Origin of the sequence: Caballeronia insecticola (assembly GCF_000402035.1) — a bacterium.
Classification (GTDB): domain Bacteria; phylum Pseudomonadota; class Gammaproteobacteria; order Burkholderiales; family Burkholderiaceae; genus Caballeronia; species Caballeronia insecticola.
Genome location: NC_021294.1, coordinates 1085923 through 1109780, shown reverse-complemented (window position 1 = coordinate 1109780; position 23858 = coordinate 1085923). Strand labels below are relative to the sequence as shown.

20 protein-coding genes are annotated in these 23858 nt (G+C 63.4%); 9 read left to right on the top strand and 11 right to left on the bottom strand.

Translation table 11 applies throughout. The annotated features are described in order from the left end of the window. Nucleotides 1-36: 36 nt before the first annotated feature. The gene (locus BRPE64_RS19230; RefSeq protein ID WP_016355196.1) at nt 37-864 is read right to left on the bottom strand and encodes a GntR family transcriptional regulator; all 828 of its coding nucleotides are present in this window, start codon (nt 862-864) and stop codon (nt 37-39) included. Between the two features lie 165 nt (nt 865-1029). Here BRPE64_RS19230 and BRPE64_RS19225 point away from each other — a divergent pair, with 165 nt between their 5' ends. Next, nucleotides 1030-1650, top strand: coding sequence for an RBBP9/YdeN family alpha/beta hydrolase (locus tag BRPE64_RS19225; RefSeq protein ID WP_016355195.1), 621 nt, complete (start codon nt 1030-1032; stop codon nt 1648-1650). A 91-nt stretch (nt 1651-1741) separates the two neighbouring features. Beyond that, a complete protein-coding gene (locus BRPE64_RS19220) occupies nt 1742-2749 on the top strand; it encodes a sulfate ABC transporter substrate-binding protein (RefSeq protein ID WP_016355194.1) in 1008 nt (335 codons plus the stop codon). A gap of 6 nt (nt 2750-2755) precedes the next feature. On the opposite strand, the gene BRPE64_RS19215 is transcribed toward BRPE64_RS19220, so the two are convergent. After that, nucleotides 2756-3172 (bottom strand): VOC family protein, encoded by a 417-nt coding sequence (locus BRPE64_RS19215; RefSeq protein WP_016355193.1) that lies wholly within the window; start codon nt 3170-3172, stop codon nt 2756-2758. Then, complete coding sequence (locus tag BRPE64_RS19210) at nt 3169-3705, bottom strand: helix-turn-helix domain-containing protein (protein WP_051180471.1); 537 nt, start codon at nt 3703-3705, stop codon at nt 3169-3171. Before BRPE64_RS19210 ends, BRPE64_RS19215 begins: the two co-directional genes overlap by 4 nt. On the opposite strand from BRPE64_RS19210, the gene BRPE64_RS19205 reads away from it, so the two are divergent. Then, nucleotides 3589-5397 (top strand): hypothetical protein, encoded by a 1809-nt coding sequence (locus BRPE64_RS19205; protein ID WP_162472047.1) that lies wholly within the window; start codon nt 3589-3591, stop codon nt 5395-5397. The two genes, BRPE64_RS19210 and BRPE64_RS19205, sit on opposite strands and share 117 nt — an antisense overlap. A gap of 23 nt (nt 5398-5420) precedes the next feature. On the opposite strand, the gene BRPE64_RS19200 is transcribed toward BRPE64_RS19205, so the two are convergent. From BRPE64_RS19200 to BRPE64_RS19190, 3 genes are read right to left on the bottom strand one after another with little or no spacing between them, the layout of a single operon-like run. Then, nucleotides 5421-6884, bottom strand: coding sequence for an efflux transporter outer membrane subunit (locus tag BRPE64_RS19200; protein ID WP_016355190.1), 1464 nt, complete (start codon nt 6882-6884; stop codon nt 5421-5423). After that, nucleotides 6881-10012: an efflux RND transporter permease subunit gene (locus tag BRPE64_RS19195; protein WP_016355189.1), complete on the bottom strand. Its 3132-nt coding sequence runs from the start codon at nt 10010-10012 to the stop codon at nt 6881-6883. Before BRPE64_RS19195 ends, BRPE64_RS19200 begins: the two co-directional genes overlap by 4 nt. Then, nucleotides 10009-11148 (bottom strand): efflux RND transporter periplasmic adaptor subunit, encoded by a 1140-nt coding sequence (locus BRPE64_RS19190; RefSeq protein WP_016355188.1) that lies wholly within the window; start codon nt 11146-11148, stop codon nt 10009-10011. The genes BRPE64_RS19195 and BRPE64_RS19190 overlap by 4 nt, the downstream gene beginning before the upstream one ends. Before the next feature lie 264 nt (nt 11149-11412). Between BRPE64_RS19190 and BRPE64_RS19185 the strand changes: the two genes are divergently transcribed. After that, complete coding sequence (locus BRPE64_RS19185) at nt 11413-12036, top strand: TetR/AcrR family transcriptional regulator (protein ID WP_016355187.1); 624 nt, start codon at nt 11413-11415, stop codon at nt 12034-12036. A gap of 424 nt (nt 12037-12460) precedes the next feature. After that, nucleotides 12461-12898 carry a hypothetical protein gene (locus tag BRPE64_RS32950; protein ID WP_144063447.1) on the top strand — a complete coding sequence of 146 codons (438 nt, stop codon included), beginning with the start codon at nt 12461-12463 and terminating at the stop codon, nt 12896-12898. An 11-nt stretch (nt 12899-12909) separates the two neighbouring features. On the opposite strand, the gene BRPE64_RS19175 is transcribed toward BRPE64_RS32950, so the two are convergent. Continuing rightward, entirely contained in the window at nt 12910-13617 is a 708-nt protein-coding gene (locus tag BRPE64_RS19175; protein ID WP_144063446.1) for a hypothetical protein, read from the bottom strand. 175 nt (nt 13618-13792) lie between these two features. On the opposite strand from BRPE64_RS19175, the gene BRPE64_RS19170 reads away from it, so the two are divergent. Then, nucleotides 13793-14899, top strand: coding sequence for an S-(hydroxymethyl)glutathione dehydrogenase/class III alcohol dehydrogenase (locus BRPE64_RS19170; RefSeq protein ID WP_016355183.1), 1107 nt, complete (start codon nt 13793-13795; stop codon nt 14897-14899). Here the strand turns inward: BRPE64_RS19170 and BRPE64_RS19165 are convergent. The 3 genes from BRPE64_RS19165 to BRPE64_RS19155 form a co-directional block, all read right to left on the bottom strand. Further along, a complete protein-coding gene (locus BRPE64_RS19165; protein WP_016355182.1) occupies nt 14893-15882 on the bottom strand; it encodes a GlxA family transcriptional regulator in 990 nt (329 codons plus the stop codon). The two genes, BRPE64_RS19170 and BRPE64_RS19165, sit on opposite strands and share 7 nt — an antisense overlap. A gap of 88 nt (nt 15883-15970) precedes the next feature. Continuing rightward, complete coding sequence (locus BRPE64_RS19160) at nt 15971-16597, bottom strand: superoxide dismutase (RefSeq protein ID WP_044042496.1); 627 nt, start codon at nt 16595-16597, stop codon at nt 15971-15973. 35 nt (nt 16598-16632) lie between these two features. After that, a complete protein-coding gene (locus BRPE64_RS19155) occupies nt 16633-17124 on the bottom strand; it encodes a hypothetical protein (protein WP_016355180.1) in 492 nt (163 codons plus the stop codon). A 172-nt stretch (nt 17125-17296) separates the two neighbouring features. On the opposite strand from BRPE64_RS19155, the gene BRPE64_RS19150 reads away from it, so the two are divergent. Next, nucleotides 17297-18886 (top strand): MFS transporter, encoded by a 1590-nt coding sequence (locus tag BRPE64_RS19150; protein ID WP_016355179.1) that lies wholly within the window; start codon nt 17297-17299, stop codon nt 18884-18886. Between the two features lie 61 nt (nt 18887-18947). On the opposite strand, the gene BRPE64_RS19145 is transcribed toward BRPE64_RS19150, so the two are convergent. Then, nucleotides 18948-19838, bottom strand: a complete 891-nt coding sequence (locus BRPE64_RS19145) for a sterol desaturase family protein (RefSeq protein WP_016355178.1) — start codon at nt 19836-19838, stop codon at nt 18948-18950. 306 nt (nt 19839-20144) lie between these two features. Between BRPE64_RS19145 and BRPE64_RS19140 the strand changes: the two genes are divergently transcribed. Both BRPE64_RS19140 and BRPE64_RS19135 read left to right on the top strand, forming a co-directional pair. Next, complete coding sequence (locus BRPE64_RS19140) at nt 20145-21359, top strand: PepSY-associated TM helix domain-containing protein (RefSeq protein ID WP_016355177.1); 1215 nt, start codon at nt 20145-20147, stop codon at nt 21357-21359. Between the two features lie 284 nt (nt 21360-21643). Further along, nucleotides 21644-23854 carry a TonB-dependent receptor gene (locus BRPE64_RS19135; protein ID WP_084675778.1) on the top strand — a complete coding sequence of 737 codons (2211 nt, stop codon included), beginning with the start codon at nt 21644-21646 and terminating at the stop codon, nt 23852-23854. The last annotated feature ends 4 nt before the right edge of the window (nt 23855-23858 follow it).

The window sequence follows — 23858 nt, the reverse complement described above, 5'->3', positions numbered from 1 at the left end:
GAACCAGATTCTAAAGACGCACGAAACCCAGGGGAATCAATTGTTTTTGCTTTGCTTGTGCGCGTTTCGAATAACGCGTGTGGACTCGCGCGCGCCGTTCGTGGACAACCGTTCGCGATCGATGCGCAAGCGATACTGAAACGTATCGCCGCGGAAATAGAGATATTCGAAATCGACGGGACGGCCCTGCGCATCGTGCGTAAGGCGTTCGATGCGCAACAGCGGCGCGCCTTTTTTCAGCTCGAGCGCATCCGCGATGGCGGGCGCGGCCGCGATCGCGTCGATGGCGAGATCCGCGTGGCCGAGCGGCACGGCGCAATCGTTCTCGAGGATCAGGAAGATGTCGCGCGTCGCCAGATCGGCGCGTTTCAGTTGCCGTCCGAGCGCTTCGGGAAGAAAGGTGACTTCGTATGAAACGGGCGACCGATTGAGCAGCCGCACGCGATGAATCTCGGCGACAAGACTTCCTTCGGCGACGTCGAGCCGTGCGGCGACATCGGCGGATGCGGGTGCAAAGCGGAAATGCGCGACGCGGTTCACGATCTCGTGACCGGCTTCCGACATCGCTTCGGCAAAGCCTTGCAGCGACGTCACGTTCTGAAACGCCTTCGGTTGCGAGACGAACGAGCCCTTGCCGTGCACCTTGAAAATGAGCCCTTCCTTTTGCAGATCGCCGAGCGCCTGACGAATGGTGATGCGGCTGACATCGAACATCGTCTGCAATTCGCTTTCCGATGGCATGCGGCTGTGCGGCGCGTAACGGCCATCGAGAATGTCCGCGCGCAAGGTGTCCTTGATCTGCGCGTAGAGCGGAATGGGCGAATCGGGCGAGACAGCCGGGCGGGCGGGGCGGCGGGTAGGCATGGAGGAAGAATGGACGTCCGGTTACGGCGTGCAGCGATTATAGCGGCGCGCGGCGGCGCGATTCCCATAAACAAATGACGAAATATTGGTTAGCCACGCTCCTGCGCTCGCCGAGAATGAAGGCTGATCAATTTGCGTCGATTCACGTCGCGGCGAGAAACCATCATGAGCGAGCGCAACGCGGAGCATGCACGAGAAGGAGTGTCATCGTTGTCGTCCGTCACGCTCGTGACCGTGCCCGGTCTTTACGGTAGCGAGGATGCGCACTGGCAGAGCTGGCTCGAAGGCGAGATGCCGGCTGCGCAGCGCGTGGAGCAGCGCGCCTGGGACGTGCCGCATCTCGACACATGGAGCGATGCCGTACACGATACGCTCGCGCGCATCGACGGTCCTGTCGTGCTGGCCGCGCACAGCTTCGGATGCCTCGCGACGGCGCATGCGCTCACGCACGCGAAAAGGGTTTCGTTGATGTCGCGCGTGAAGGGCGTGTTGTTCGTCGCACCGGCGAGTCCCGCGAAGTTCCGTTTCGCGGGCGGGTTCAGTGCGCGGCGGCTCGATACGCTGTCGCTTGTCGTCGGCAGCGAGACCGATCCGTGGATGCCGCTCGACGAAGCGCGCACGCTCGCGCAGCGTTGGAACAGCGCGTTCGTGAATCTTGGCGACGCGGGGCATATCAACACGGCGGCGGGCTTCGGTCCGTGGCCGCTTGCGCGGCACTTCGTCGAGACGCTGGCGCGGCGGGTATCGCCGGAATATGAAGAAGAGGAGAATCGCGCCTACGGTTGACGCCTTCTTCGCGAAGGATCTAAAGCATGAATGGCCGCCTTCGCGCGGCCTTTGTTCGTTGTGTAATGTTTTCCCTGTCACTGGAGAAAAAATGGCGGTATATAAAAAGCTTCTGGTCGGAGTCGCGTTCGCAATCACGAGCATGGCGGGCATCGCGCATGCGGAGACCACGCTGCTCAACGTGTCGTACGACGTGACGCGCGAACTCTACAAGGACATCGACTCCGCATTCGTCGCGGACTACGCGAAGAAAACGGGCGAGACGGTTTCGGTGCGGCAGTCGCATGGTGCATCGAGCGCGCAGGCGCTTTCGGTGACGCAAGGCCTGCAAGCCGACGTCGTGACGATGAACCAGCCCAACGACATCGACCTGCTTGCCGAACGCGGCCAGCTCGTGCCCGCGAACTGGCGCACGCGCCTGCCCGATTCGAGCGCGCCCTACACCACGACGATGGTGTTCCTCGTCCACAAGGGCAATCCCAAGAACATCAAGGACTGGAGCGATCTCGCGCGGCCGGGCGTGCAAGTGGTGATCGCCAATCCGAAGACCTCGGGCAACGGCCGCTATGCGTATCTCGCCGCGTGGGGTTACAAGAAGCAGCAGGGCGCAAGCGATGCGCAGGTGCAGGACTTCGAGAAAGCCATCTTCAAGAACGTGCCGGTGCTCGACACGGGCGGACGCGGCGCGACGACGACCTTCACGCAGCGCGGCATCGGCGACGTGCTCGTTACGTTCGAAAACGAAGTCGGGCTGATGAGCGCGGGACCCGGCGCGAAGGATTTCGAGGCGGTGTATCCGTCGGTGAGTCTGCTTGCGGAGCCGCCGGTGTCGATCGTCGACAAGGTGGTGGACAAGCGCGGCACGCGCAAGCAGGCGCAGGCTTATCTCGACTTCCTGTACACGCCCGCCGCGCAGGAGATCATCGCGCAACATCATTTGCGTCCGCGTAATGCCGCCGTGCTCGCGAAACATGCGAACGAGTTCAGGCCGCTCAAGACGTTCACGGTCGAACAGATGTTCGGCAACTTCCAAAAGGCGCAACAGACGCATTTCGCCGATGGCGGCACGTTCGATCAGGTCGTCGCGGACAAGAACTGAGCGCGTCTATTTTTCGCGGCGCGGCGCCTGGATCATCTTCCAGCCGTTGCCCGCGGGATCGCGGAAGCCGGCATCGACGCTGCCGAAGCGCTCGACCGGCTCCTGCGTGAACTCAACGCCCTTCGCCGCGAGCCGTTCGTAGGCCGCGCGGCAATCGCTTACCGCGAGCACGAGCGGCGGCATCGCGCCTTTGGCGACCATCGCGCGCAGGGTTTGCGCGGTGGCGTCGTCATGGATGGGCGCACCCGGCGCGAACAAGCCGAGCTGGAACGATGGCTGGTCCGGATGCTGGACCGTGAGCCATCGATATGTACCGTTACGCACGTCCGTGTGGACGCGGAACCCGAGTTTATCGACGTAGAACGCGAGCGCCGCGTCCTGATCGTCGACATACAAGCCCACTACGCTGATACCGTCGTTCATATCGCCTCCTTGGTTGATGGGCGGACTTTATCTTTCTTCACGCGGCGCCGCTTCTCCAAAACTGCGATCGTCAGATCGGGGCGCTGCGCGGCCTTGAGCACGCACGCGGGCACGCGATCAAGCTGTGCGTTGCCGGCGCGCGCCTCGGCACGTGCTTCGGTGCGCATCTCGCCGGGGCTGCGGCCGGTGATGTCGCGGAAGATGCGGCCGAACGTGCCGAGACTTTCCCAGCCGGTTGCGAAGGCGATGTCGGTGATGCTGAGATCGGTGTCGCGCAGGAGCGTCGTCGCCTGCTCGATGCGCCGCGTCAGCAGATAGCGATGCGGCGGAATGCCGAAGGCGCGCTTGAACGAGCGCGCGAAATGCGCTTCCGAGACGCCGCTGACGCTGGCGAGACGGCTGACCGTCCACGCTTCGTGCGACGCGGCATCCATGCGATCCTTGGCGCGCAACAATCGGCGCAGAAGGGCGGGGTCTTGCGGGGCTTGGGACGCGTCTTCGCGATGCAGCATGGTGTCGTGGACGAATGGCATGCGCCTAGTGTAGATCCGGCGCGCCGGTTAAAGGCGTGTCTAAAGACGTTCGGCGGATTGGATGGTCAATCGAACGATAACTCAATAGAATGCGCTTTCATCGAGCAGCCGGTTCGGGTACCGGCCCGACGATGCTTCTATAAAGAACTCTCAATCGCGTCGGTCCAGATTTCGTCGGAAGAATTTCTCTTCTTCTTGCTGTCTATTCCGGGGGACATCGCAATGCGAACAATCAGGCATGGGTCATGGTTCGTGTGCATTGTTCTTCTCCTCGTGCTGGATGCAAACGCAAGACCGCTGGACCTCGCGTTTTCGAATGGCGTGCTGACACGTTCCGATGAAGCCGTCGCTCACGCGAAGCTGGCACGGGACCGGCTCGTGACGTTGGGCGCTCCGGAATTGTCGATTGACATGATTCTGCTGTATCACCATGACAAGTACAGCAATCTCGAAGAGGTGTTCATTCAGAAGGCCCGAGAACGTGACCGCACGGAATCGACCATCAAGCCCGAAGCCGAAGCCTTGTTTTCGATTTATCTGGCCCGAGCCTACGAGAAGAGGAAGTTGCTCGAAGAGCAGATGCTTTATCGGTCGCAGGGACCGATTCAGGAGATCCTCGACCATATGCCAACTAGCGAAGCGATCGGCGTGCAGAATGCCGCCGACAAAACCGATCTCACCCGGTCGTTACGCAATGGTCACGATGTTCTGATCGTAGCTCACTCTCAGGGAACGCTTTACGCAAATACGGCAGTCGATCGCACTGTCAAAACCTTGAGGGACGAGCATATTTCCCTCGATGGCCGGCTCGCAGTCGTGGGACTTGGCGTTGCGGCGGGCTGGATCGCGACAGAGACGGGCGGGACCGACAAAACGAGCTATGTGACGAACAAGAAGGACCGCGTAATCGACGGGCTCGACTGGATGATTCGCAAGATGAATAAAGTGCGAAGCGAGCCAATTCCTCGGCCTTTGAGCGGCAACATTACCGTTCCGTTCGGGCTTGCATGGAGCGATACGCCGCTTCTGGAAGCCATTGCCGGACACGGCTTCGAAACGATCTATCTGAACAAGAAGTTTCCGACGAATCAGCGTTTCACCGATGTGACGACATGCGCCCTGCATATGCGCGCATGCAACAAGGATGCGCTTTCCAGGGCTTCCGGCGCGAACGTTCCGGCTGCTGCGTCGGAAACCAAGCCTAACGTCGATCGCTTCATGCGGCATGAGTCGATCAACACGCAAGCAGTCGCTGACGCGTTGCAACCCGACAAGAAAAGCCACAGTAACGACGTAACGGCAATCGAGCCTCTTGCGAAACGCTATCCCGGTCCGCTTCATGACGCCATCGTTTCATGGGCCTGGGCGAAGATCACTTTCTGGTACAAGGCGCGCGGCCAGGAGATCAGGTCGGACTGGCTTAAGCAATTGGCCGTCGAAGCCTTCAACAAGGAAGTATGCGTGCTCGCAATGCTGCCCGAATCAACGCTTCGGCCCGAAGCCGACATTCCCTTTCTGGTGGAGTTTCAAAGCACGCTGATCGATAGTCCGTTTAGATTCGCCGACTACAATCACGCCGACACCTTGCTGAGCGGCCAGCAGTTCAAGGTCATCGGCGATGGCGCGAAGGCGTGCGAGATATCCAAGCTCAAGTACGTTCCGCCGAGTGTCGCGGCCGGCATCGCGCGTTAGGCGAGAGAATCAGCGATCAGCGATCAGCGATCAGCGCCGTCCGCCTGCGACAAACTCGCGCCCGACGCGAGCGGCGAGCCCATCGCCTGAAACAACGCAGCCGTGTCGCTCATGCGCGCGCTGCTGGCGCGGATGGTCGAGAGGCGCGCGTTGAGGTACTGCTGCTCGCTGCCGCGTGCGGCGCGCGGCGGGATCGCGCCGAGCCGCACGCGCGCGGCCGCATCCGCCGATACATCACGCGCCTTGCTGCTCGCGGTATCGGCGAAGGCGAGCGCTTCGCTATCCGTTTCGAGCGAGGCCAGCGTATTCGCGACGTTCTGGAACGCGGCCAGCACGGTCTGCTTGTATTGATCGACGGCGGCGTCGTAAGCGGCGATGGCCGCGCGCCGTTGCGCGAGTAGCGCGCCGCCATGAAAGATCGGCTGCGACAGCGATGCGCCCACGCTCCATAACGCGCCCGCACCGGACAGCGCCGTCGGCCAGCTAAAGCCGCCTTTGCCCATCGACGCGGAGAGCGACAAGCTCGGGAACAACTGCGCCGTCGCCACGCCCACTTGCGCGGCGGCCGCTTTCAATGCGGCGTCGGCGGCTTGTATATCGGGGCGCGTCTGCAGCAACTCGGAGGGCAGGACCACGGGCACATCGGCGGGCACGGTGAGGCTCGCGAGATCGAGGTCGTCGGGGGCGCGGTCGGGCGTGCGTCCGAGCAGGACCGCGAGCGCGTGACGTGTCGCGAGCCATTGCGCGCGCAAGCCCGGCAATTGGGCGGCAAGCGACGCCGCGTTTTGCTGTGCGCTGAACATCTCGGCGCGCGATGCCGAGCCGAGCGCATAGCGGCGTTCGGCGTCGTGCGCATCGTCGGCGGCGAGCGCGATCAGGCGTTCGGTCACGTCGATCTGTGCATGCAATGCCGCCGCACCGATCGCGCCCGTCACGATATTCGCGGCGAGCGCGCGGCGCGCGGCATCGAGTTGAAAGGCTTGCTGGTCGACTTGCGCGGCAAGCGATGCATTCGCAAAGCGCGCCGCCCCGAAAATATCGAACGTGTATTGCGCCTGAATCTGCCCGACGAAGAGGTTGTAGAGCACGGTCGGCGGCCCGACCTCGGGAATGCCCAAGCCGCGTTGCCGGGTTGCCTGCGCGCCCGCATCGATGGACGGCAGCAGCGACGATCCCACCTGCGCGCGCAATTGCTCGCGCGCGGCGACGAGACTCTTGTCGGCGGCAGCGAGACTCGGACTTGCGCGCAAGCCTTCGTCGACGAGCGCATCGAGCGCATCCGAGCGATACAGCTTCCACCATTCGGGCACCGGCTTCGCACCCGTGACGAAGCGCTGCGCCGCGCCCTCGGCCGTCACGCTCGTATCGGGCTGAGGCTGCGCGCCGTAGTGCGCGGGCTGTGGCATCGCGGGCGGCTTGCCGTCGCGGCCGAATGAGCATGCGCCGAGCAGGGCGCATGCGGCGATCAACGCATGCGTGCGATTCATGACGATGCTCCTTCGCGTTCGTTCGGCTTCACGCGAAACCACGCGGCATAGAGCGCGGGCAGATAGAAGAGGGTGAGCACGGTGGCGCTCGTGATGCCGCCCATCAACGCGGTCGCCATCGGGCCGAAAAAGTTGCTGCGCAGAAGCGGAATGAGCGCGAGCACGGCGGCGGCGGCCGTCAGCGTGATGGGACGGAAACGCCGCACCGTCGCGCCGATGATCGCGTCGAAACGCTTGTGCCCCGAGGCGATGTCCTGCTCGATCTGATCGACGAGAATCACCGAGTTGCGCATGATGATGCCGAACATCGCGATTACGCCGAGCATCGCGACGAAGCCGAACGGCTTGCCGAATGCGAGCAGCGTCACCACGACGCCGATCAGCCCGAGCGGCGCGGTGAGCACGACCATCATCACGCGCGAGAAGCTCTGCAACTGAATCATCAGCAGCGTCAGCACGACGATCACCATCACCGGAAGCTGCGCGTTGATCGATGCCTGACCCTTGCCGCTTTCCTCGACCGGCCCGCCCACTTCGATGCGATAGCCCACCGGCAGCGCGCGACGAATCGCATCGAGCTTCTTGTCGATGGCCTGCGTTACATCGATGCCTTGCGCGTTGCCCTTCACGTCGGATTGCACGGTGATGGTGGGTTGCCGGTCGCGTTCCCAGATCACGCCGTATTCGAGCGTATCGACAACGCGCCCGAGCGCGCCCAACGGCACCGGGCCATGCGGCGTCGGCATCGCGAGCGTGGCGATGCGCGCCGGATCGACACGTTCCTCGCGCGGCGCACGCAAGTCGACGCTGATCAGCTTGTCGCGCTCGCGATACTGCGTGACGGTGGTGCCGGTGAGCGTCATAGCGAGAAAGCTCGACACGTCCTGCGACGTGACGCCCGCATCGCGCGCCTTCTGCTGATCGATCTCGAAGCGCACCGAACGCTCGGAAGGCTCGTCCCAGTCGAACTGCACGTTGGTCGTGCGCGCGTCGCCGCGCATGTCGGCGGCAACTTGTTCGGCGATGTGGCGCACCGTGCCGATGTCGTCGCCACTCACGCGAAACTGCACCGGATAGCCGACGGGCGGACCGTTCTCCAGTCTCGACAAACGCGTGCGCACGGCGGGAAAGTGCTCGCGCAGCATCGGATCGAGCCAGCGGGCGAGCGCCTCGCGCGCTTCCACCGATTTCGCCGTGACGACGAATTGCGCGAAGTTCGGCGTCGGCAATTGCTGATCGAGCGGCAGATAAAAGCGCGGCGCGCCGGTGCCGACGAAGCTCACGACATGATCGATTTCCTCGCGGCCTTTCAACGCGGCTTCGAGGCGCTTCGCTTCGCGCAGCGTTGCATCGAACGATGCGCCTTCCTGCAGACGCACGTCGATCAGCAATTCGGGCCGGTCCGAGCTCGGAAAGAACTGCTGCGGCACGAGCGTGAAGCCCGCCATCGCGATGACGAACAGCACGACCGTGATCGTCAGCACGATGAAGCGCCGCTCCACGCACCAGCCGACCCAGCGGCGCAGGCGTCCGTAGAACTTCGTGTCGTAGATGTCGTGTTCGTGATCGTCGGGCAGATGCGCTTCTTTCTTTCGCTCGGGCAGGAGCTTGTAGCCGAGCAACGGAATCAGCACGACTGCCGCGAGCCACGAAGCGATCAGCGCGATGGCCGAGACTTCGAAGATCGAGCGCGTGTATTCGCCGGTGCTCGACTTGGCGAGCGCGATCGGCAGGAAGCCCGCGACGGTGACGAGCGTGCCGGTGAGCATGGGGAATGCGGTGCTCGTGTACGCGAATGCAGCGGCGCGCGCGCGGCTCCAGCCTTGTTCGAGCTTCACGGCCATCATCTCGACGGCGATGATCGCGTCGTCGACGAGCAGACCGAGCGCGAGAATCAGCGTGCCGAGCGACACTTTGTGCAGGCCGATATCGAACAGATACATGAAGAGCGCGGTGACGGCGAGCACGATCGGAATCGAGATCACGACGACCATGCCCGTGCGTACGCCCAGCGACACGAGACTCACGATAAGCACGATCACGACCGCTTCGGCGACGGCTTCGAGAAAGTCGTCGACGGAATGCGAGACCGCATGCGGCATGCTGGCGACTTCGTTGAGCTTCAGCCCAGCGGGTAGTTGCGCACGCAACTTGTTCACTTCTGCATCGAGCGACTTGCCGAGACGCACGACATCTTCGCCCGGCTGCATCGAGATGCCGATGCCGAGCACGGGCGTGCCCGCCGAGCGCATCTGCGTGGCAATCGGATCGATATAGCCGCGCTTGATGGTGGCGATATCGCCGAGACGGAACGAGCGCCCGTTCACGGTGATGAGCGTATCGGCGAGCGCGGCCACGCTTTTGAACTGGCCGCTCGGGCGCACGAACACGCGGTCGTTGGGCGTGTTGAGCACACCGGCGGGCGAGACGGCGTTCTGTCCGTCGATGGCCTGCGCGATCTGCTGCGGCGAGATGCCGAGGCGTGTCAGTTGCGTATTGGCGATCTCGACATAAATGCGCTCTTCCTGGTCGCCGAAGTAATCGACCTTCGCGACGCCCGGCACGCGCAGCAGCACCGTGCGCAAGGCATCGGCGTAATCGTGCAGTTGCGCGGGCGAGAAGCCGTCGCCTTCGAGCGCGTAGATGTTCGTGTAGACATCGCCGAATTCGTCGTTGAAGAACGGACCTTGCACGCCCGGCGGCAGCGTCGCCGCGATATCGCCGACTTTCTTGCGGATCTGATACCACTCGTCGGGTACGTCCTTCGCGGGCGCGGAGTCCTTCATCTGGAAGAACAGCAGCGATTCGCCCGGGCGCGAGTAGCTGCGCATGAAATCCGTGTACGGCGTTTCCTGCAGCTTGCGCGCGATGCGATCGGTCACTTCCTCCTGCACCTGACGCGCGGTCGCGCCGGGCCAGAAAGTGCGAATGACCATCACGCGAAAGGTGAACGGCGGATCTTCCGATTGCGCGAGCCGCGTGTACGCGAGGATGCCGAAGATCGTCGCCATCGAAATGAGGAACACGACGAGCGCGCGATGCCGCAACGCCCAGGCCGAGAGATTGAAGCGGCCTTCTTCGTGGCGATGCGCGTTGTCGTCGGATGAGGAGTCTTGCGTCCGACTCATGACGCAAAGTCCTCGGGATGCAGCGGCGCCACGACGCGCACTTTTTCTCCTGCCGACACCGTATGCACGCCCTGCCACACGACGCGTTCGCCGGCCGCGATGCCGCTCGCGATCGTCACTGTGCGCTCGCCATAACGCGCGACTTCCACGCGGCGCAGTTCGAGCGCGTCGCCGGGCTGCTTCACGATCCAGACGGCGGGATGCCCGTTGTCGTGGAAGAGCGCCGTCGACGGAAGCGTGAACGCGGTTTGCGCACCGTTCGTGCCGTTCGTGCCGTTCACTGCCGCGAACGCGACGTTGGCCGTCATGCCGAGGCGCACGTCGGGCGTCGGCGCTTCGAGCGTGAGCTTCGCGCGCCAGGTGCGGCTTTGCGTATCGGCGGCGGGCGAGAGTTCGCGCACGCGCGCCTTGAAGGTCCGCGCGGGCAGGGCAGGAAGCGTTACGCTGGCTTCGTGGCCGACGGCGAATGCGGCGAGCGCGGCTTCGGGCACGTCGCAGGTCACGTCGATATCGCCGCTCCATGCGAGCGTGTAGACCGCTTGCCCCGACGTCACGTTCTGGCCGGTATCGGCCTGCTCGGCAGTGATGACGCCCGCGTGATCGGCGGTGAGCGTCGCGTAGCGCAACTGGTCGCCGGCGAGTCCCGCCTGCTGTTGCGCCTGATTGCGCTGGGCGAGCGCGGCGGCGTAGGCGTTTTGCGTCTGTTCGAGTTGCGCGGGCGCGATGAGATTTTCGGCGGCCTGTGCGCGATCGCGGTCGAGCTGCTGCTTCGCATAGACCAATTGATGCTCGGCTGCGTCGAGTTGTGCGCGGGCGCTGGCGCTGTTCTTTTCGGCATCGGCGGGATCGAGCCGGGCGACGATCTGCCCTGTCTTCACCGTATCGCCGAGCCGCACGCGACGCTCGAGAATCTTGCCGCCGATGCGAAAGGACAGCGGTGTGGAATAGCGCGACTGGATCTGGCCGGGCAAGCTCGACGTGCTGCCTTGTGCGTCCGTTTTCGCCTCGACCGCGACGACCGGACGCGGCGCGGGCGCGGCGGCCTCGTGGCGCTGGCAGGCGGCAAGCGACATGCAGACGAGCGGAAGAAAAGCCGCGCGCACGACGGCCGGTGCGCGTGTTGAGAAGAGCTTCACAGAAACCTCGGCGCCCGCAAGGGCATGCGTGTGCGCGCGCCGCGAAAACCGGGCGCGCCAATCGTCAACGAAGCAGGGAAACAGCGGGTCCGGCGAGCAATTTCGAGAAACGAGCCGGAACGGAGCGGTCGCTGCAATGGACCGGAAAGCGCCGTCTGGCAAGGGTTTCGACAACCCGGACGCAAATACGTGATGAATTCTAATACACAGTTGTATCTGAATGCAAAGCCGGATTTGTAAGCCCGCCGATGCTACACTTCGAGCATGAAACCCGTACGCCTTACCCGTGAACAGAGCCGTGACCAGACACGTCAGCGTCTGCTCGATGCTGCGCAGGCGGTATTCACGAAGAAGGGATTCGGCGCGGCGAGCGTCGAAGATGTCGCCGCCGATGCGGGCTACACGCGCGGTGCGTTCTATTCGAATTTCGGCAGCAAGGCCGAGTTGCTGCTCGAAGTACTCAAGCGCGACCACGACACCATCATGCAGCGCCTCTCGACCATTTTCGAAGATGCCGAGGCCTCGCGCGCCGATCTCGAAGCGCGCGTTCTGCAGTACTACAGCGAGTGCTATCAGGACAACGCGTGCTTTCTGCTATGGGTCGAAGCCAAGCTGCACGCGAGCCGCGACGCGACCTTCCGCGCAAGCTTCAACGCGCTCATGCGCGAATTGCGGCAAACGACGACCGAGTACATCAAGGCGTTTTCGGAGCGCGTCGGCACGCCGCTCACGATGCCCGCGGAACAGATGGCGCTCGGGCTGATCGCGCTGTGCGACGGCGTGCAGTTCTTCTATTCGTCGGACCCACAATCGGTGCCGGCGCAGTTCGCGCAAGACGTGCTCGCGCAGTTTTTCCGGCGGGTTGCGTTGAGTGGTAGCGCGGGATGACGTGGGTTGAATCGCGGGGGAGATAGCGCTGACATGCCGGCGCTTATGCGATTTTCAGTGCGCAGATTGGTTATCGGTTCAGCAGGTAAATGACGCGTCGTTGCAGTTGAACGATATCTTCGATCGCGAGTATTACGTGCGTTCGCCGGGTGCGTTTTGCACCGTTTTCCAGCGATCGGCATAGATGCGATGTCGACGATGCAAAGCGATTTCTCAATCATCCCGATGCAGCGTTTTCCCGCAAAATCGCTGCATCGCAATATGCCCTAGTTCAGGATATCGAAAGGAATCCAATTAGATTTATCGTCCCAAAAGAGTGGCTGATTTACCACGAATCTGACGATTAACCAAATCGCATCTCAATAAAGCAAGTATCCTGAACGTGTAGTGCCGGAAATCATTTTCAGCGTTTCGCAGGCATTCAATGACACGTCTTATTCGGAAGTTCTGGATCGCCGGCGTCATATGTTTCGTCGGTGGTTTTGCATCAGCCAATGAGCAGGCCCGTTTGCTTCCCCTGGAACGAGCGGCCGCCGGCATGGTGTTTTTTCCGTACCCGGCAGTTGTTTCGACCGCCGGCATACGTTCCGTGCGCACGGTGCATGCCAATTTTTCCTACGGCAGCAGCGCGAAATATTCGACGACAGCATCGCTGTCGCGAACGGGACTGGCTCCGCGTTTCGAGCCGGAAAATCGTCGATATCCGCAGGCGCTTTCTCCTTATTCCTTGCCGAATCCTGAAAGGTCACGAAGCGACCTCGCAAGCGAAGACGACGAATGGCATTTTCAGGCGAATCCCCAACTCGGCGTGAATCACGACCGCGAAAAAGGCATGACGTTTCTCATGCGTCGCGGATTCTGATCATTCGCCCTTCAGACGACAGGCCGCCTGGCTGTATGGATGTCGAATACACGCGGTAACGGCCCAAGCGTTGTCGTCGCCGCTTCCTGATTCCGATATTTGCGTCCCCATTCCGTCACGGGTTGGGCATCGACATTCGCGCAGAAATGCTCGAACTCGAACCAGGTCTCCGCATAATCGCCAGCGCGGGCGAGTTCGAACTGATGGCCGTCGGTCGCGCACGACGCGAGGTTCATGAACGCCTTCAGGATCGGTCTACATGCGTGGCCGACGAACGCGTCCGCTTCGTCTCGCGGCCACTCGTTCGCCGCGCACAGCATCTGCCGCCAGCCGACGATCGTATCGCGGCACGCATCGCACTTCGCGTGTCCGGCGATGAGCGCGCTCGCTTCAAGCACCGCGATTGCCAGTTCTTCGAATTTCGCGAGCTTGATCCATGCGGCACGCGTGAGCGAATCCGCCAAGCGATCGTCGAATTCGAGTGAAGCGTCGTGCGGCGCGCCCGCCGCATCGACAGGCAACTCAACCTTCATAACAATGCCGTCGTCGTGCAGCATCACGCGCACGCCGAAATCGGCGACAAGCATTGCGAGGCGGCATCCCCAGCGCATGCTCATGTCCTGAAGCCACGCCTGGTCCGATGTTCGCAGCGCCGCGGCGATTTCCTCGCGTGCATCGGCGAGCCATCGGCTTTGGGCAAACCCTTCCATTCGACTCATGACGTCCTCTCGACGCGAGCGCAGTCGCTCAAGCTTAGCGCGCATACATGAAGCCTGCGCGCACCGACCTTCGGCCAACATGCACTGCATCTTAGCCAGCGCGCATGCGTATCGGGCCATGGCCGCCCGATGTGGCCGAAGATTCGTCTAATCGATAACCGGGTGAAAAGGGAACATGAAAACACGAGCCGCCATTGCATGGGAAGCCGGAAAACCGCTGACGATCGAAGAAGTCGATCTCGAAGGCCCGCGCGCCGGTGAAGTGCTGATCGAAGTGAAAGCGACGGGCATCTGTCATACCGATTACTACACGCTCTCGGGCGCAGACCCGGAAGGCCTCTTCCCGGCNATTCTCGGGCACGAAGGCGCAGGCGTTATCGTCGATGTCGGGCCGGGCGTCGGCACGTTGAAGAAGGGCGATCATGTCATTCCGCTTTACACGCCGGAANGTCGCCAGTGCAAGTTCTGCCTGTCGCGCAAAACCAATCTCTGTCAGGCGATTCGTTCGACGCAAGGCAAAGGCTTGATGCCCGATGCTACTTCGCGTTTTTCGCTCAATGGCAAGCCTTTGTTCCACTACATGGGTACATCGACGTTTTCGAACTACATCGTGGTGCCGGAGATCGCGGTCGCGAAAGTGCGTGAAGACGCGCCGTTCGACAAGATCTGCTACATCGGCTGCGGCGTGACCACGGGCGTCGGCGCGGTCGTGTATTCGGCGAAAGTGGAAGCGGGCGCGAACGTCGTCGTGTTCGGACTCGGCGGCATCGGGCTGAACGTGATTCAGGGCGCGAAAATGGTGGGCGCGGACAAGATCATCGGCGTCGATATCAATCCGGGGCGTATCGAACTCGCGAAGAAGTTCGGCATGACGCACTTCATCAACCCGAAGGAAGTGGAGAACGTCGTCGATCACATCGTGCAGTTGACCGATGGCGGCGCGGATTATTCGTTCGAATGCGTGGGCAACGTGAAGCTCATGCGTCAGGCGCTCGAATGCACGCATAAGGGCTGGGGCCAGTCGTTCATCATCGGCGTGGCGGCGGCGGGCGAGGAAATCAGCACGCGGCCGTTTCAACTGGTCACGGGCCGCGAATGGAAAGGCTCGGCGTTCGGCGGCGCGCGCGGCCGCACGGATGTGCCGAAGATCGTCGACTGGTACATGGAAGGCAAGATCAATATCGACGATCTGATCACGCATCATCTCAAGCTCGAACAGATCAACGAAGGCTTCGACCTGATGAAGAAGGGCGAGTCGATTCGTTCCGTCGTCGTTTATTGATTCTGCTGCAGGCGGCCCATGCCGAAGCGTTCGCGATACGTGAGCGGCGTCACGCCAAGCGCGTGCTGAAACGCCTTGCGCATCGCTTCGTAAGTCTTGAAGCCGCTGTCGGCGGCAATCGTCTTCGCGGGCAGATTGCCTTCTTCGAGCAACCTGCGCGCGGCCTCGATGCGCGCGCGCGTCACAAACGTCGAGGGCGTCGTGCCGGTTTCGCGCTTGAAAGAGCGATTGAAATTGCGCACGCTCATCGACAGACGTTCCGCCATATCCGCCGCAGAAAGCTCGCGTTGCAGGTTGCCGAGAATCCAGTCCTGCACATCGCGAATGCCCGGATTTTGCGTCGCCTGACTTACGAGATGCGAGCTGAACTGCGATTGTCCGCCGGGACGCTTGAGATACACGACGAGATCGCGCGCGACATCCAGCGCGACGTCCAGCCCGAAATCCTCTTCGACGAGCGCGAGCGCCAGATCGATGCCCGCCGTGACGCCCGCCGACGTCCATAGATTTCCCTCGCGGATAAAGATGCAGTCCGCATCGACGCGCACCGCCGGATAACGCTGCTTGAGCGCATCGGCGACGGCCCAGTGTGTCGTCGCGCGGCGGCCATCGAGCAGACCCGCGGCGGCGAGAAAGAACGCGCCCGAGCACAGCGCCGCCGTGCGCTGCATGCGGCCCGCAGCCGCTTCGACCCATTGCACGATTTCGGGCGCGGCGCCCACAGCCTCTTCGATCTGCCACGCGCCGACGATGATCGCCGTGTGCGGCAGCGCGAGCGTATCGATGCGTTTTGCGGCCGTGAGCGGCACGCCGGTATCCGACATGATCTCGCCGCGCCGCGTCGATGCGAGCCTGACATCGTAGCGGCCGGCCAGCCCGCGCCGCGTCAGATGGATATTCGCGTAGGTGAAGACGCTGAGCGAGCCGATCGCTTCGAGCGCCTTGAAGCCGTCATAGATGACGATATCGACCGTCAGAGGCATGCGGTGACTTTGAGTGGCTGTCCAGGTCGCGATATTTTTGCATGGACTGGCCGCGTGACGCCTGCGTGACGCCTACCTACTCATCCGCCTATGCGCCGCGCGCCGCCTTGTAACGACGCGCCACCTCCGGCCAGTTCACCACGTTATAAAACGCCGCGATGTACTCCGGGCGGCGATTCTCGTACTTGAGGTAATAGGCGTGCTCCCACACGTCGAGACCGAGAATCGGCGTATTGCCCGACGCGATCCCGGCCATCAGCGGGCTATCCTGATTCGCGGTGCTCTCGACGGCGAGCTTGCCCTGCCGGTCGACATTGAGCCACGCCCATCCGCTGCCGAAGCGCGTGAGCGCGGCTTTCGTGAAGGCGTCCTTGAACGCATCGAAGCCGCCTAGATCCTGATCGATCGCAGCGGCGAGTTCGCCTTCGGGCGTGCCGCCGCCGTCGGGCGACATGATCGTCCAGAACAGGCTATGGTTCGCATGTCCGCCGCCGTTGTTGCGCACGGGCAGCCGCAGCGCCTCGGGCAACGCGTCGATGCGCGCGATCAGCGTCTCGACCGGCACATCCTTCTGATCCGACTGGTCGAGCGCGGCATTGAGATTGTTGACATAGGTCTGATGATGCTTCGTGTGATGGACTTCCATCGTGCGGGCGTCGATGTTCGGTTCCAGCGCGTCGAAGGCATAGGGAAGGGGAGGAAGGGCGTGAGGCATCGAAAGCTCCTGTCGGGTCGATGAAGGTGGGCTGCTCAGTGCCGCGTCGTGCCGCCGGGATGGAGCGCGGCATCGGCGTCGGCGATAGCGCGCGTGATGTGCGGATGAGGCCCATGGCGGGCGATGTGGCGAATCAGCGCGACATACGTTTCGCGGCTGTGACGCAGCGCGGCCTGACGCAGCGCCGCGGGCCGGTCGACGGCGAGCGAAAGCGCGACGAGCACGGCATGCGCGCGGCCGAGCAGATGCGCTGCGCTATCGAGATCGCCTTGCGCCACGCGCAGATCCGCGAGGTTGTGATGCGACACGACGAGCGCCGCGAGGCAGTCGTCCGTGCGTGCCGCGGGCGGCGCTTCAATCAGCCGGAGCGCGACCGACAACGCCCGCTCATAACCGGCCGCCGCCAGCGCGATGCGGCTTTCTCGCTCGGCCTTCATGGCCTGGCGCATGGCCGCTTCCCAGAGCGGCAGGCTCGGCGCTTCGGAATGGGAAGTGTCGGGGGCGAGGTCGGCTATTTGCTGATGCATGGCGAGGGCTCCTGTTCCTTCGCCCTTTGCGTCGACCTGGATGTCTGCGTACTCGGGATGGTTAATGATAACCATTATCATTTGAGCTTGCCAACCACATTCCCGACGTGGACATGGGCGGACCTTTGGCCTCTACTAACGCATCGGAATTGCATGAAAGCACGGAGCCGAATTGATCAGCCGACCTGTCGATAGCCGTCCGGACGCGCGGCACGCCGTCGCATCGCCGGCGAGTCCCTGCGACGAGGAGGTCATTCGCGCGCAGCCCGCCGACGACGCGCGTCCATGCCCCCGCAAGCGCCTGGCGCTAAGCGCGACGATTCTCGGGTCGAGCATGGCGTTCATCGACGGCTCGGTCGTGAACGTCGCGCTGCCGTCCATTCAGAACGAACTGGGCGCGAGCATCGCGGCGATGCAATGGGTCGTGAACGCGTACCTGCTCTTTCTCGGCGCGCTGGTTCTCGTGGGCGGCTCGATGGGCGACAAGCTCGGGCGGCGCAAGGTGTTCGTCGCGGGCGTCGCGATTTTCATGGTGGCGTCGGCGGGATGCGGCTTCGCGCCGAACACCGGCTGGCTGATCGCGGCGCGCGCGGTGCAGGGCATCGGCGCGGCGCTGCTGGTGCCGAGCAGTCTCGCGATCATCGGTGCGGTGTTCGAAGGCGAGGCGCGCGGACGGGCGATCGGCACGTGGGCCGGCGTGGGCGCGATCACGTCGTCGCTGGGGCCGGCGGCGGGCGGTTGGCTCGTCGATGTCTTTTCCTGGCGCGCGATCTTTTTCCTCAATCTGCCGCTCGCCATCGCGACGATCGTGCTCGCGATAGCATCCGTGCCCGACAGCCACAAAGCCGATGCGCCGGACACGCTCGACTGGCCCGGCGCGGCGAGCGCGGCGGCCGGGCTCGCCGCGCTGACCTACGGGCTCACCGAGGCGCCCGCGCGCGGTTTTGCCGACTGGCGCGTGCTCGCCATGATCGCGGCGGGCGTGCTGCTGCTGATCGGGTTCGTCGCGATCGAAGCGAAAAGCCGCGATCCGATGGTCCCGCTCGACGTGTTTCGTTCGCGCGATTTCAGCGGCGCCAACGTCGTCACGCTGCTGCTGTATTTCGGGCTCGGCGGCGTGCTGTTTTTTCTGCCGTTCACGCTGATTCGCGCCTATGGCTACAGCGCCGCCGAAGCGGGCGCGGCCGTGCTGCCGATGCCGCTCATCATCGGCTTGCTGTCGCGCTTCACCGGCGGGCTGACGAGCCGTTATGGCGCGCGGGCGCTTTTGACCGCCGGCCCGTGCATCGCGGGAATCGGCTTCGCGATGCTCGCGTGGCCGTTCGTCGCCGGAAGTTACTGGAGCGGCTTTTTTCCCGGGCTGGTCGTGCTCGCGCTCGGCATGACGATCACCGTCGCGCCGCTCACCACGACCGTGATGGCGTCGGTGCCGGGCGAGCGCGCGGGCGTGGCGTCGGGCATCAATAACGCCGTGGCGCGCGTCGCGAGCCTGCTGGCGATCGCCGTGCTCGGTATCGCGTTCGTGTGGGCGCATGGCGCGGCGTTGTCGGCGCGGCTCGATCGACTGCATGTGCCGATGGAGGCGCGCCCCGACGTGCGTTTGCTCGAAGCGGATGCCGCTTCGGCACCGGCATCGCCGACGATCGCGCGCGCGGAATCGGAGGCCCTGGCCGACGCACTGCGCGCCGTCGCGCTGCTGTCGGCGTTATGCGGATTCGCCGCCGCGGGCGTGGCGGCCGCGACCATCCGCATGCGCAAATGACGATTCCCGATGCCGGACATGACCGGTCATCGGGATTCTGACTTGCTGCCTCACGCGCTGCTCAGTGCCCGAGGGCGCGCTTCTGCAACTCTTCGGTCGTCTTCCCTTCGCCGTTCGGCAGCCAGCCGGGCGGGCGGAGCAGGAAGCCGGCCGCATCCGACACGCTCTTCGCGTGAATCATGTCGCGGACGAGGCTCACCCAGTGCTCGGTCTCGACGACGATCGGGTTGTGCGACGTGGTCGGCGTCGTGAGGCCGTAGCGGCACGGTTCGTCGGCGCGCTCTGCGACATACGTGCCGAACAGGCGATCGAAGATGATCAGCACGCCGCCGAAGTTCGCATCGAGATACGTCGCGTTCGACGCATGGTGCACGCGGTGCGCCGACGGCGTGTTGAACACATATTCGAGCCAGCCGAGCTTCGGAATCCAGGTGGCGTGCAGCCAGAACTGATAGAGCAGGTTGATCGACACGACAGCGAGCACCACGTCGGGCTTTACGCCAAACCACACGAGCGGGGTGAAGAAGATGGCCGAACCGGCGATCTTGGTCAGCCAGCCGAGCCGGTACGCGGAGGAGAGCGTCAACTGGTTCGGCGAATGATGAACCGCGTGATTGGCCCAGAAGAAGCGGATCGTGTGCGACGCGCGGTGATACCAGTAGTAGCAGAACTCCTGTCCGATGAAGAGCAGGAAGAGCGTGAGCGCGGTGTTCGTCGTGACCGTATGGATGCGATGTTCCCACGCGAAGTTGAACACTGGCGTCACGAGCGAGAGCGGCAGGAAGGCGAGCAGCTTGCGGCCGACGAGATCGGCGAGCGAGATCCAGGTCTCGTGCCAGTCGAAGGCACGGTCGGTGCCCTTGTGCTTGAAATGCAGGACGACAGCTTCGATCAACGACGCGGTGAGGACGATGCCCATCGCGTACAGCGAGATTTTTCCGAGCAGTTCCATGATGTTCGCCTTGGTGGGTGAGTTGCGAATGACCCCATTCTGGCGACCGGCCCGGTTAAAAACCACGCACAAACTATTTCATGGAATGTCACGCGCCGCCCGCAAAGCCTTGCGGTACAAGGGACGGGCGTTTCGCGGGAGTTATTTCAAAGTATGTCGGGGCGTCGGAACGAATAAGGTCGCATCACCTTACGAGAGCCTTGTATGTGACCGCCGGCATCTATAGAATGCGAACAATTCCTATTTACATGAAACCGCATTCATGATTGCCGTCGCGCACCACTATCGCCTTGAGGATTCGCGGGCATGAGGCCGATTCTGGTTCGCCTGCATCGCTGGCTGGGCGTCGCGACCGCGCTCTTTCTGTTCGTGTCGGGGCTGACCGGCGCGATCATCGCGTGGGATCACGAAATCGATGCGCTGCTGAATCCGTCGTTCTTCCATGCGCGCACCGACGCACCGGCGCTGCCGCCGCTCGAACTCGCGCGGCGCGTCGAGGCGGCCGATCCGCGTGTCGAGGTGACGTATCTGCCGCTCGGCGTCGAGCCGGGTCACACCGCGCAACTGATGGTCATGCCGCGCACCGATCCGGCCACGAAAGCGCCGTACGACGTCGCGTACAACCAGATCGCTGTCGATCCGGCCACGGGACACGTGCAGGCGCAGCGCATGTGGGGCGCGGTGTCGCTCGCGCGCATCGGCCTGATGCCGTTTCTCTACAAGCTGCATTACACGCTGCATCTGCCGATCGTCGGCGGGTTCGATGTCGGCACGTGGCTGATCGGCATCGTCGGCATCATGTGGCTGTTCGACAGCGGCATTGCGCTCGTGCTGTCGTTTCCGAGCGTGAAGGCGTGGCGCAAGTCGTTCGCGTTTCGCGTGAAGCGCGGCGGCTATGCGCTCACGTTCGATTTGCATCGCTCGGGCGGCGTGTGGATCTGGGGTTTGCTGCTGGTCATGGCGCTCACGTCGATCTCGATGAATCTCGCCGATCCGGTGATGCGGCCCGTCGTCTCGCTGTTCTCGAAGCTCACGCCGTCGTTCACCGAAAACGCCGATCTCGTGCGCGCCGGTCCGCCCGGCCAGCCGCCCGCCACGCGCGAGCAGATTCTCGCTGCGGCCGCGCGCGACGCCCGTCGCGAAAACCTGAGCGGTCCGATGGGCGCGCTCTACTACGCGCCGATGTTTCAGGCGTACGGCGTCGGCTTCTTCGCACCCGGACGCGAGCACGGCGACGTCGGTCTCGGCAATGCCTGGCTGTACTACAACGGCCATACCGGCGCGCTCGCGGGCTCGTCGATTCCGGGCCGCGGTTCTGCCGGCGACATCTTCATGCAGGCGCAGTTTCCGCTGCACTCGGGCCGCATCGCGGGCGTGGCCGGACGCATTCTCGTGAGCGCGGTCGGCGTTGCGGTTGCGATGCTGAGCGCGACCGGCCTCATCATCTGGTTCAGGAAACGCGCCGCGCGGCGTCTCTCAGCGGCGGCGACGAACTCGCGCACGCTCGGGAACGCTCGCTGACATCCTGAACGTTTTACTGCCTGCGCTGGCGACAGCGTCGAAATCAAGCGCAATAGCTCGAATAAAGCTCGATGCGAACCCCTCGCGCGGGTGGGATGTTGCGTTCGCGCAAATCCTTAGGTTATTGAATGATAACGAATCTTATTCAATTTATAATCCGCGCATAACGCTAGTCCCATCCGTCGCGCACGCGCGCGACCGGTCTTGCGACGCAGAATAACGCCGCCCGGATTCCATTCATGCCCCGGGACGGAAGACCGACCATTTCGACGTTTCCCTGATTCATGTCCGCATCCCGTTCACACTCCTTGCAGGCCGTGCCTGCGAAGGCGCTGGCTCATCGCGCCGTCATCGTCGCAGCCGTGACGATGGTCTTCTCCCTGTCGGCGCACGCCCAGTCGTCCGATACGGGCAATGCCGAGGGCGCTGCCGCCCCGCAGGAGAGTGCGCTGCCCGCCGTCAGGGTGCAGGCGTCCAAGGAGCAGTTGCCCGGCGATCTCGAACCGACATTCGCGGGCGGCCAGGTCGCGCGTGGCGCGGACTTCGGCGTGCTCGGCAAGCAGAAGATGATCGACGTGCCGTTCAGCATGACGACCTACACGTCGAAGCTGATCGAAGATCAGCAGGCACGCACGATCGCGGACGTGCTCGCGAACGACCCGGCCGTCCGGACGGCCTATGCTTTCGGCAACTTCGCGGAGACGTACGTCATTCGCGGCTTCCAGCTTCAGGGCGACGATGTCTCGCTGAACGGCCTGTACGGCATCACGCCGCGCCAGCTCGTCGCGACCGATGCGCTCGAACGCGTGGACCTGTTCAAGGGCGCGAATGCGTTTCTGAACGGCGCATCGCCGAACGGCTCGGGGATCGGCGGCGGCCTGAACCTGCAATTGAAGCGCGCCGACGACAAGCCGCTCACGCGCGTGACGCTCGACGGCTCGGCATCGGGCGAGATCGGCGCGCACGTCGATATCGGCCGGCGCTTCGGCAGCGAAGGGCAGTTCGGCATTCGCGTGAATCAGGCGAATCACGACGGCGAAACGAGCATCGACGGCGAACATCGCCGTGACAACACCACGGCCGTATCGCTCGACTGGCGCGGCGACAAGCTGCGTCTGTACGGCGATTTTCTGTATCAGCGCCAGCGCATCAACGGCGGACGTCCGACCGTCAACGACTTCGCCAACTTCATTCCGGAGCCGCCGTCGGCGACCTACAACTACGGGCAGACGTGGAGCTTCAGTTCGATCGAAGACACCGTCGGCATTCTGCGCGCCGAGTACGACTTCTATCCGGGCTGGACCGCTTACGTGACGGGCGGCGTGCGCCACACGGACGAGCACGGCGAATATTCGTCGCCGAGCATTCAGGCGAACGGCACGACGACCGCAACGCGTCTCGGCGTGCCGCACAAGGAAGACGGTTCGTCCGCCGAAGCCGGCGTGCGCGGCCACTTCAACACGGGGCCGGTGTCGCACTTCGTGACGGCGGGCGCGTCGATCGTGCGTGTCGATTCGAAGTCGGCGTTCACGTTCAGCAGTTCGTTCCCGACGAGCCTCTACGACACGCCGCAAGTGCCGTTTCCGGCGACCACGCTGACGGGCGGCAACAACGCAGATCCGCAGACGGTGTCGTACAACCTGATGCGCAGCGTTGCGATCTCCGACACGCTCGGCTTCCTGCACGACCGCGTGCTCTTCACGATCGGCGCGCGCCATCAGGAATTGCTGACGAACACCTACGCCTATACCGGCGCTCAGACGCGCAACTACAACGATTCGATCACGACGCCGGTCTTCGGTCTCGTCGTCAAGCCGATGCAGGATGTCGCGATCTACGCGAATCACAGCGAAGCGCTGACGATCGGCGATTCGGCGCCCAATACCGCCGTGAACTTCGGCGACCAGTTGCCGCCGGCTAAGTCGAAGCAGTGGGAAGTCGGCGCGAAGTACGACAACGGTCAGTACGGCGCGTCGTTCGCGGCGTTCCAGATCGAGCGGCCGCTGACGTTCGTGAACAGCTCGAACGTGTTCGTGGCGGACGGCACGCAGCGGCATCGCGGGCTGGAGGCGTCGATCTACGGCGAGCCGGTGCACGGCGTGCGCCTGATCGCGGGCGCGACCTATATCCACGCGACGCAGTACGACACGGGCACGGGCGCAACCGACGGCAACAAGCCGATCGGCGTGCCGACGATGATGTTCAACGTCAACGCGGAATACGACGTGCCGGTGCTGAACGGCCTCACGCTGACGGCGCGCTGGATTCACACGGGCTCGCAGTATCTGAACGTGACGAACACGCTGTCAATTCCGGCGTGGGACCGTTTCGACCTCGGCGCGCGCTACGCGACCGTGCTGTTCAACAAGCCGACGACGTTCCGCGCGAGCGTGCTCAACGTGGCGAACAAGTCGTACTGGTCGTCGACGATCGGCGGTTATCTGACGCAAGGCGCGCCGCGCACGGTGCTCTTGTCGATGACAACGGATTTCTGATCGA

Coding starts and splice junctions, on each gene's coding strand:
- BRPE64_RS19230 (WP_016355196.1), bottom strand. CDS start 864: ATGCCTACCCGCCGCCCCGCCCGCCCGGCTGTCTCGCCCGATTCGCCC.
- BRPE64_RS19225 (WP_016355195.1), top strand. CDS start 1,030: ATGAGCGAGCGCAACGCGGAGCATGCACGAGAAGGAGTGTCATCGTTG.
- BRPE64_RS19220 (WP_016355194.1), top strand. CDS start 1,742: ATGGCGGTATATAAAAAGCTTCTGGTCGGAGTCGCGTTCGCAATCACG.
- BRPE64_RS19215 (WP_016355193.1), bottom strand. CDS start 3,172: ATGAACGACGGTATCAGCGTAGTGGGCTTGTATGTCGACGATCAGGAC.
- BRPE64_RS19210 (WP_051180471.1), bottom strand. CDS start 3,705: ATGCCATTCGTCCACGACACCATGCTGCATCGCGAAGACGCGTCCCAA.
- BRPE64_RS19200 (WP_016355190.1), bottom strand. CDS start 6,884: ATGAATCGCACGCATGCGTTGATCGCCGCATGCGCCCTGCTCGGCGCA.
- BRPE64_RS19195 (WP_016355189.1), bottom strand. CDS start 10,012: ATGAGTCGGACGCAAGACTCCTCATCCGACGACAACGCGCATCGCCAC.
- BRPE64_RS19185 (WP_016355187.1), top strand. CDS start 11,413: ATGAAACCCGTACGCCTTACCCGTGAACAGAGCCGTGACCAGACACGT.
- BRPE64_RS32950 (WP_144063447.1), top strand. CDS start 12,461: ATGACACGTCTTATTCGGAAGTTCTGGATCGCCGGCGTCATATGTTTC.
- BRPE64_RS19175 (WP_144063446.1), bottom strand. CDS start 13,617: ATGAGTCGAATGGAAGGGTTTGCCCAAAGCCGATGGCTCGCCGATGCA.
- BRPE64_RS19165 (WP_016355182.1), bottom strand. CDS start 15,882: ATGCCTCTGACGGTCGATATCGTCATCTATGACGGCTTCAAGGCGCTC.
- BRPE64_RS19160 (WP_044042496.1), bottom strand. CDS start 16,597: ATGCCTCACGCCCTTCCTCCCCTTCCCTATGCCTTCGACGCGCTGGAA.
- BRPE64_RS19155 (WP_016355180.1), bottom strand. CDS start 17,124: ATGCATCAGCAAATAGCCGACCTCGCCCCCGACACTTCCCATTCCGAA.
- BRPE64_RS19145 (WP_016355178.1), bottom strand. CDS start 19,838: ATGGAACTGCTCGGAAAAATCTCGCTGTACGCGATGGGCATCGTCCTC.
- BRPE64_RS19140 (WP_016355177.1), top strand. CDS start 20,145: ATGAGGCCGATTCTGGTTCGCCTGCATCGCTGGCTGGGCGTCGCGACC.
- BRPE64_RS19135 (WP_084675778.1), top strand. CDS start 21,644: ATGTCCGCATCCCGTTCACACTCCTTGCAGGCCGTGCCTGCGAAGGCG.